Source organism: Chryseobacterium sp. SC28, assembly GCF_003932955.1.
Taxonomy (GTDB): Bacteria; Bacteroidota; Bacteroidia; order Flavobacteriales; family Weeksellaceae; genus Epilithonimonas.
Genome location: NZ_QOVY01000036.1, coordinates 1 through 9,883, shown reverse-complemented (window position 1 = coordinate 9,883; position 9,883 = coordinate 1). Strand labels below are relative to the sequence as shown.

Annotated in this window: 4 protein-coding genes; 3 read left to right on the top strand and 1 reads right to left on the bottom strand. The window is 41.9% G+C overall.

Annotation, left to right across the window (positions count from 1 at the left end):
- Positions 1-148: 148 nt before the first annotated feature.
- Positions 149-2,587: an FtsK/SpoIIIE family DNA translocase gene (locus DTW91_RS12450; protein WP_125203684.1), complete on the bottom strand. Its 2,439-nt coding sequence runs from the start codon at positions 2,585-2,587 to the stop codon at positions 149-151.
- A 269-nt stretch (positions 2,588-2,856) separates the two neighbouring features.
- Between DTW91_RS12450 and DTW91_RS12445 the strand changes: the two genes are divergently transcribed.
- The 3 genes from DTW91_RS12445 (at position 2,857) to DTW91_RS12435 (ending at position 9,751) form a co-directional block, all read left to right on the top strand.
- The gene (locus DTW91_RS12445; RefSeq protein WP_125203683.1) at positions 2,857-3,270 is read left to right on the top strand and encodes a DUF6326 family protein; all 414 of its coding nucleotides are present in this window, start codon (positions 2,857-2,859) and stop codon (positions 3,268-3,270) included.
- Positions 3,271-3,449: 179 nt separating this feature from the next.
- Positions 3,450-6,692, top strand: a complete 3,243-nt coding sequence (gene ccsB, locus DTW91_RS12440; protein WP_125203682.1) for a c-type cytochrome biogenesis protein CcsB — start codon at positions 3,450-3,452, stop codon at positions 6,690-6,692.
- A 146-nt stretch (positions 6,693-6,838) separates the two neighbouring features.
- A complete protein-coding gene (locus DTW91_RS12435) occupies positions 6,839-9,751 on the top strand; it encodes a M16 family metallopeptidase (protein ID WP_125203681.1) in 2,913 nt (970 codons plus the stop codon).
- Positions 9,752-9,883 lie beyond the last annotated feature (132 nt).

Sequence of the window (9,883 nt, the reverse complement as noted above, 5' to 3'; positions counted from 1 at the left end):
GAATTACCTCCAAAATCACATCTTTTACAATGATTCAATATCTCAATTTCTTTGTTTTCAAAAGAAGTTTGAACAAAATTAAAATGAATTTATTCTAAATGCACAACAGGTATCTACTTGTGTTAATTTTATTAAGTATAATCGAATTCTATCTCCCTTTCAACTCATCCAGCAACCTTTCCAACGAATTAAGATCGGAAATCAAAACTTCTCTCGCCTTAGCGCCATTGAACCCGCCAACTATGCCGGCCGCTTCCAGCTGATCCATAATTCGTCCAGCTCTGTTGTATCCCAATTTAAGTTGTCTTTGCAGCATCGATGTGGATCCTTGCTGCGTCGAGATCACGATTCTCGCTGCATCTTCAAACAATTGATCTTTCTCGTTCGGGTCAAATGCTCCAACGGTTGAGCTTCCTTCTTCGCTGGAATATTCCGGCAGAAGATAAGCATCCGGATACCCTTTCTGCTCGCCCACAAACTCTGCAATCCTTTCCACTTCCGGCGTATCGACGAAGGCGCATTGCAAGCGTATCAAATCGTTTCCGTTGAAATAAAGCATATCGCCGCGACCAACCAATTGCTCAGCGCCCGGCGAGTCCAAAATAGTCTTGGAATCGACTCCCGAAATGACGCGGAAGGCAATCCTCGCCGGGAAATTCGCTTTGATCATCCCTGTAATGACATTGACGGAAGGCCGTTGCGTCGCAACAATCAAGTGGATTCCGATGGCTCTTGCCAGCTGAGCAAGCCGCGCAATCGGATGTTCTACTTCTTTTCCGGCGGTCATAATGAGGTCTGCAAACTCATCCACAACCAAAACGATGTATGGCAAATATCGGTGACCGTTTTCGGGATTCAGTTTCCTTTGGGAGAATTTGGCGTTGTATTCCTTAATGTTTTTGCAGAAAGCATTTTTCAATAGATCATAACGCTGATCCATTTCTATACAAAGCGAGTTCAAAGTGTTGATTACCTTCGCATTATCTGTGATGATGGCATCTTCGGTGTCGGGCAGTTTTGCCAAATAATGCCTTTCGATTTTGGAATACAAAGACAATTCCACTTTCTTGGGATCTACCATCACAAATTTCAGTTCGCTCGGATGTTTTTTGTAAAGTAAGGATGTGATGATTGCGTTGATTCCCACAGATTTTCCCTGTCCTGTGGCTCCCGCCATCAGCAGGTGCGGCATTTTTGCCAGATCCGCCACGAAAACTTCGTTGGAAATTGTTCGGCCGAAAACGATCGGCAAATCCATATCCGCGGATTGGAATTTTGGTGAAGCGATGACGGATTTCATAGAAACCATCGTCGGATTTTTTCTGGGAACCTCGATTCCGATGGTGCCTTTTCCCGGCATAGGCGCGATGATCCGGATGCCTAAAGCGGAAAGATTCAGTGCGATATCGTCTTGTAATTTTTTGATGGCCGAGACGCGGATTCCGGCTTCCGGTACGATTTCGTAGAGCGTCACGGTAGGGCCGATGGTCGCTTTGATTTCCGAGATCCCGACGTTGAAGGTTTTTAGTAAGCCAACGATTCGGTTTTTATTTTCTTCGAGTTCTTCGTGATTGATGGTGATTTCCTCATTTCCGTAATCTTTCAGAAGATCCAAAGACGGCATTTGAAATTTTGCCAAATCCAGTTTGTGGTCGTACAATCCGTGCTTGCTCACCAGATCGTCAGATTTTTGCTGCTCGGCTGTCAGCGGGAAATCTTCATCTTTTTTGATTTCTACATTGAAGGCAAAGTTGTCGTCCGTGCTCGGAACGGAAGTGGGACTCACTTTCTCTGCCGATAAAATCACGGGCTGTGGCGCAGTTTCTTTGACATCATCTTTGAAAGAGGTTTGGTTGGGCGTTTTAATCGGTTCAAACTCCTGAGTCACTTTGATATTGCCGAAATCCTTTTCAGTTTTGGAAGTTGAATTATCCGCAGCAGATTGTTCGGCAATAAGTTCTTCATCGGCGTCAAATTCTTCTTCAGAATCGGGCATCAGACCTTTCAGTTTCCCGAATGTATGATCATTTATATCATTCAGTTTATTTTTGATAGAACTTGGTCTTAGATTAAATTCCAGCACGAAATATAAGGCAAAACTGACCCCGAGAACCATCCAAAGTCCCACAGAACCGATGTAAGATTTCAGATAATCCATTATTTGATAGCCGTAAACGCCGCCCAAGACGCCTTCGCCTCCGGTCATCGCACCGAAGAAGATCGGAATCCAGCAGATGAAGAAGACGCTGTGCGAAATGGTTTTCCAAGGTTTGAAATAGCTTTTCTTTAAAATCAAAGTTCCGAAAACAAAGAACAGAAAGGCGACGATAAATGCCGCGACTCCAATGCTTTCATTAATGAAAACGTTTCCCAGCCAGTTACCGAGTTTTCCAAAAATATTGTTGGGAACGATCGTTTTGTCGCCCATCGTTCCGGCTTGGCTTTGGTCGGCTTTCCAATTCATCAGATAGGACACGAAAGAAAGCGTGAGGACGACGGACAATACAATGAACGTAATACCGAAAATTATTCTTGGTTTGGAGAGGATTTTGCTGGCAGCGCCGGGATTATGTAGTTCTTTACTCATTTTAAAAAATCGACAATAGATGCAAATTTAATGTTTTTTCCGCCGGATAAAAATAAAGAGAGACTTTTGTTGATAAACTTATAATAGTAAGCTAAATTATGATTTTATTAAGAAATATGTAACAAAAATAACGTATTTATGACCCATTGAAGAAAAAAATGATTAAGAATAAGAATGCACTTTTTAGAATGGCGGGCGCTCTGTATTGAGCATCTGCGCTTGGCTGCTTTTTGGCAGAATTAAAAAACATAATATTTTAACAAATTAATATGAATACCGAATTACAAGACTTTAAGATTAATGTACGGATCCAGCTTAGCGCTTTGTGGACAACGCTTATGTTTTTATATATCTATGGTGATTATTTTGAACTTTACGTTCCAAAAAAAGTCGAAGGACTTTTCAACGGGCAGAATATGCTCGATGATCCCTTGAAATTATTTGTGGCAACTTTTACTTTAACGATTCCTGCACTGATGATATTTCTGTCCTTAATTTTGAAACCAAAACTCACTAAATGGTTAACTGCAGGTATTGCGGTCTTTTTTACGCTTTTTACTTTTTTGGTGGGGATTTCCTCGATTTCTGAATGGCGGATATTTTACGTATTCCTGTCATTTCTTGAAAGTCTTATAACAATCATCATTTTTGTTAAAGCATGGAATTGGCCTAAAACAGACTAAGAGCCAATCTCTATTCTAAAAAAATCATAAATACAGCTTTTCATTCGCCTAATCAAATTAACATCCTTATTTTTGCGAAGCATAAATTTCAAAATGGAATCGCCGTTCACTAAGTTTTTTGGAAAATACCGATTTGCGGGCGACAACATCTGATAAATAAAACAGTAGCTTTCTACCTAATGAAAAAAATTCAGGATATTCTTATTTCTACGCGAACGATGGCCATTCTACTGCTTGTTTTCGCAATTTCTATGGCCGTCGCCACTTTTATCGAAAACGATTACGGAACACCCACTGCAAAAGCACTGATTTATGAAGCCAAATGGTTTGAAGCTGTGATGTTTCTGTTGATATTAAATTTCATCGGCAACATAGGCAGATACAGACTTTTCCGAAAAGAAAAATGGCCGGTTTTGGTTTTTCACTTGGCTTTTATTTTAATATTCATAGGAGGAGCCATCACGCGCTACATCAGCTTCGAAGGGACGATGCACATCCGCGAAGGCGAAACGACCAACGAAATCGTGACTGACAAACATTTCTTCAAAATCAAAATCGAAGAGAAGGGAGAACAGCAGAATTACCACGACATACCCTATCTGATGTCGCCGCTGCATCACGATTTTCAAGCCACTTATGATTTTCTGGGAAAAGAAAAAATCGTGGTGAAAGCTTTGGATTATATTCAAAGAAAAAAAGACAGTCTGCAAGTGGGATCCGGAAAAGAGTACCTGCACTTGGTTTCTACCGGCGATATGGGCGGCCGGCAAAATATTTATTTGGCAGAAGGCGATGTGCAAAATATCAATGGAACGCTGGTAAGTTATAACAGAACGGCTATCGATGGCGCGGTAGAATTTCAGAAGCGAGACGGCCAACTCTACATCAAAACGCCGACTGACGCTGCTTATATGACAATGGCGACCAAAGCCACCGGAACCACTAAGAAAGATGAATTTCAACCATTGGCGCTTAGAAGCCTTTATACGATTGACCAACTGAAATTGGTAGTTCCCGAAGGAACGAAGAACGGAAAATTGGTGTCCTACGAAGGTGATAAACAGAAAGATAAAGATGTTCCCGACCTTTTAAAAGTAGAAGTGGCGGGGCCAAAATCAAAACAAATCGTAGATCTCGTGGTAGAAAAGGGAAATCCAAACAACTACAAGCAGATTCATCTCGACGGTCTCGATATTATGCTGGGATTCGGTCCAAAAATCTATTATACGCAACCTTTCGCGCTGAAACTGGACAAGTTCGTGATGGAAACTTATCCCGGAAGTTCCTCGCCATCGGCGTATGAATCGCACGTGAAAATAGTGGACGAAGGCAAAGAAACGCCTTATAAAATATATATGAATCACGTGCTGAATTACAAAGGCTACCGCTTCTTCCAAGCCAGTTTCGATCCGGATAGGAGAGGAACAATCCTCTCTGTGAACTACGATTTTTGGGGTACGACGGTGACCTACATCGGATATGCATTCCTTTTTGTCGGGATGTTTGTAACGATGTTTTGGAAAGGATCCCGTTTTTGGAACCTGAATCAAATGCTGAAAACTGTGAGCAAAAGAAAGGTTGTCGCTTTCATTCTAATGACATTAAGTTTAGGACTCAATGCTCAGGAAATCGATATGCACGGAAAAGATGGCAGCCACGAAAATCATCCTCATTCCGAAACGCAAGTAACTTCTCCCAACAGAAATCCTTCAGTCATCGATGCCGACGAAATGGTGAAGAACATCGAAATCAGCAAGGAACACGCCGAAAAGTTTGGCTACTTATTGGTTCAAAATTACGAAGGGCGTATTGTGCCGGCTAATACACAGGCTATCGATATTCTTCATAAATTGACAAGCAAAGACAAGTTTCAGAATCTCGATGCCAATCAATGGTTTTTGGCAGCTACGATAGATCCGATGTTTTGGGCTCAGGTGAATATCATCAAAATCGAAACAAAAGGCAAAGTAGGTAAGGATTTAAAAGCGAAGACCAAAGCCAATGACGAGGGCTTTACAAGTCTCATCAAACTATTTCCGGCAGACAAAAGCGGAAACCTCCGCTTCGTTTTGGAAGACGACTACAACGAGGCTTTCCGAAAAAAATCCTCAGAAAGAACTCGTTATGACGAAGCTGTCATCAAACTAAACGACAAAGTTCAGGTGCTCAACGGCATTATGTCTTACCAATATTTCCGCACTGTTCCGGTGAAAAATGATCCCAACCACACTTGGAGTTCTGTGATGACACCCAATTTTGAGCCGGACGAAAATGCGCAGGCTATTTTAGGCCCATATCTCTCAAGTGTACTTTTGGCAACGCAAGGCGGTAGCTGGGCAAAAGCCGATGCCGAATTGCTGAAAGTGCAAGAATATCAGCGAAAATGGGGCAAAGACGTGATTCCTTCTGAAACCAAAGTGAAACTGGAGGTTCTGATGAACAAGCTGGATATCAATTTCAAACTTTTGATTTTCTATACCATCATTGGCAGTTTGCTATTATTTTTAGGATTCGTAGAATTATTTAAACCAAGCAAAACCATAAAACTGATTATCAAAAGTATTATCTACATTGGGTTCATCGGGTACATTTTGCATTTCTTGGGATTGATAGCAAGATGGTACATTTCGGGTCACGCGCCTTGGAGCAACGGTTACGAAGCCATCATCTTCATCTCGTGGGTGGGCATTACTGCCGGGTACGCCCTATACAGGAATTCCAATGCTTTGATCCCGGCAGCCGGGTTTATGGTCGCGGTGATTATGATGGGATTCGCGCACGGTGGATCTGCATTGGATCCGCAAATTACCCCTTTGGTTCCGGTTTTGAAATCCTATTGGTTGATCGTCCACGTGGCCATTATCACATCCAGTTACGGATTCTTTTCGTTATCTATGTTGATTGCGATGATTTCTTTGATTTTCTACCTTATTGCCAACAAAAAAACTTTCCAAAAACACAACGATACCACGCTGAAGGAATTAGCCATCGTCAGCGAAATGTCTCTCAATATTGGACTTTTAGCATTAACGATCGGGAATTTCCTCGGTGGAATTTGGGCTAATGAATCTTGGGGGCGATACTGGAGCTGGGATCCAAAGGAAACTTGGGCCTTCATCTCCATTATAGTTTATGCCTTTGTCATTCATATGAGACTGGTTCCGGGACTTAGAGGAAGATATACGTTCCACGTCGTCACGATGTTTGCATTTTGCTCAATGGTAATGACCTATTTCGGGGTCAATTATTATTTGACCGGTCTGCATTCTTATGCAAAAGGAGATCCGGTTCCTATTCCGCTGTGGGTTTATGTCGGCCTTGGTTATATGCTTCTATTGTCGGTTTTTTCTTGGTTCAAGTACAAAAAATTGCACAAAGATCTCCATATCATCGGCGACGAAAGAACACAGGTGGCACCTTAGGTACAATAAGTTGGATGACTGTCAAAATAAATTTTGAGAACGATTTATCTGAGAAAATCTTATCCAATTTTTTGGAAAATTCTACAATAATGGTCATCCCATAAATTGTTGTGTAAATTACACTTCAAAAAAAAAAATTTTGACAAATGAAAAAACTCTTTATTTCAATTTCACTCTTATTTATGATGAATGCAATGGCACAGAAATTTGAAACACAAATCAAAACCGACGCTGCGGGCTACACGTATGAAACTGTAAAAAATGACCAATCCGGCGTGCGGATTTACACTCTAAAAAACGGACTCAAAGTCTATCTTGCGAAAAATGATGATGCACCCCGAATCCAAACCTATATTCCGGTAAGAACCGGTTCCAATAACGACCCCGGCGACAACACGGGATTGGCGCATTATCTGGAGCATATGGTTTTCAAAGGAACTTCGCATTTAGGAACTCAGGATTGGGCCAAGGAAAATGCTTTGCTCGCACAGATTTCCGACCTTTATGAGCAGCACAAAGCGGAAAAAGACCCCGAAAAGAAAAAAGCACTTTATAGGAAAATTGATGAAGTGTCTCAGGAAGCTTCCAAATTTGCCATCGCCAACGAATATGATAAGGCAATATCTTCGCTTGGTGCCACGGGAACCAATGCCCACACTTGGCTGGACGAGACGGTTTACAAAAACAACATCCCCTCCAACGAACTGGAAAAATGGCTAAAAGTGGAAAAAGAACGCTTCTCCGAATTGGTTTTGAGGTTGTTCCATACAGAACTGGAAGCCGTTTATGAAGAATTCAACCGAGCGCAGGACAATGATGGCCGGCTGGTAAATTATGCGATGATGGAAGCACTTTTCCCCAAACATCCCAATGGGCAGCAGACGACAATCGGGACTTCCGAACATCTGAAAAATCCTTCTATGGTCGCCATTCACAAATATTTTGATACGTATTATGTACCAAATAATATGGCCGTCGTTTTGGTGGGAGATTTGGATTTTGACAAGACGATTAAACTTGTGGATCAGTATTTCGGAACCTTCAAATACAAAGAACTACCGGCCAAGAAGATGGTGACGGAAGATCCAATGACAAGCATCGTTCCCAGAACGGTCAAAAGCCCCTCTACGCCACGACTGACCTTAGCTTGGAGAACAGATTCTTACGGCACGGAGGAAGCGCGATTGGCCAACATCGTTGCGGAACTATTGAGCAACAATGGCGATGCAGGATTGATAGACCTCAACATCAATCAGAAACAAAAAGCCCTTGGTGCAGGCGCCTACCAGTCGGCTTTCAAAAATTATGGTGCCTTCGTCGTGACAGTGGTTCCCAAAGAAGGACAAAGCTTTGAGGAAGCTAAAAAATTGCTATTGAACCAAATCGATCTGGTGAAAAAAGGGCAATTCCCGGATTGGATGCTGAATGCCATCGTGAACGATATGAAAGTTCAGCGAATGAAAAACTGGGAAACAGCAGATGGGCTGGCAACAGCACTCTATTCCAACTTTATCAATGGAAGAAGTTGGGAAGAAGAATTGGCCGATATCAATCAATATGAAGCCATTTCGAAGGCCGATGTTGTGAAATTTGCCAACGATTTCTTCAAGGATAATTACGTTGTCGTTTACAAAGAAAAAGGCGTGAACGACAAATTGGTGCGTGTACAGAATCCCGGCATTACGCCCGTCAAACTCAACAGAGAAGCGCAATCGCCGTTCTTAAAAGAGATTATCAACACCAAATCGACTGACATCAAACCTCAGTTCATCGATTTTAAAACCGCCATTGCGACTTCTACCATCAAAGACAAAAAAATAAGTTTTGTAAAAAACAAATACAACGAAGTGGCTCAAATCGATTACGTATTTCCTTTCGGAACCGATAACGACAAAGAGTTGGCGCTGGGCATTACAGTCTTGCAATATCTTGGAACAGATCAATATACGCCGGCGCAGCTGAAAGAGGAGTTCTACAAATTGGGCATTACCAATAGTTTCAAAACTACCAATGATCAAATGATCATCTCACTCAGCGGGCTGGAAAGCAATATGAAGAAAGGTGTGGAGCTGATGAACCACTGGATCAGCGATGTGAAAGCAGACCAAGCCATCTACGACCAAACTGTAAAAACCATTCTGGAATCCAGAGAAGTAGCGAAAAAAGATAAGAACAGAATCATGAACGCGCTTGCAAATTATGCCAAATACGGCAAAGATTCCCGATTGACAGACGTGATCTCCAAGGAGCGTCTGCAGAGCATCAACGTCAATGAATTGATGTCCAAAATCAAAACCCTGAACGATTTTCCTTACCAAGTTTTTCTCTACGGACAGAATCAGAAGGATTTGGAAAAAGCCGTGAAACCATATATCGTGGAGACAAAACTTCAGCCCGCAAAAGCTAAAGATTATCCCGAACTTGCAACGGAAGGCAAAGTCTTTTTTACGAATTACGATATGGTGCAGATGGAAATGTCCAAGGTGGCAAAAGCAGGAAATGTCAATCTTGCAAACTTCGGGAAAGCCAATGTTTTCAACGAGTATTTCGGTCGCGGATTGTCGTCTATCGTTTTTCAGGAACTTAGAGAGAGCAAGTCTTTGGCCTATTCGGCCTACGTGTCTTATGCCAATGCAACAGAGCTCAACAAGCCCAATTACGTCACCACGTACATCGGCACTCAGGCCAATAAACTGCCTCTGGCGGTGGATGCCATGAACGATTTGATGGTGGAACTTCCGCAAATCCCGGCGCAGTTTGAAAACGCCAAAGGATCAGCCTTGAAACAGATCGCCTCCAACAGAATCACGAGAACCACGATTTTCTACAACCAACTTTCCCTTAAGAAATTGGGCGTAGATCACGACATCAGAAAAGATGTGTATGCAGAAATTCAAAGCTTGACATTACCGGAACTGACCAGTTTCTATAACACCGAAGTGAAACCGTTGTCCTACAACACAGCCATCATCGGGAAAAAAGAAAACCTGAATATGGATTCCGTCAACAAAATGGGAACCTTTACGGAAGTGAGTCTGGAAGAGATTTTTGGATATTAAATTCTGATAGTTTTATAAATAGTCTCTCCTTAAGCTACCTATAATTTACTGATTATTAGTATTTTGGGTTTAAAATAGCTTGTTTTTTATTGCAAGAATTTGTATCTTAGAGCTTTAAAACCTTGCAAATAT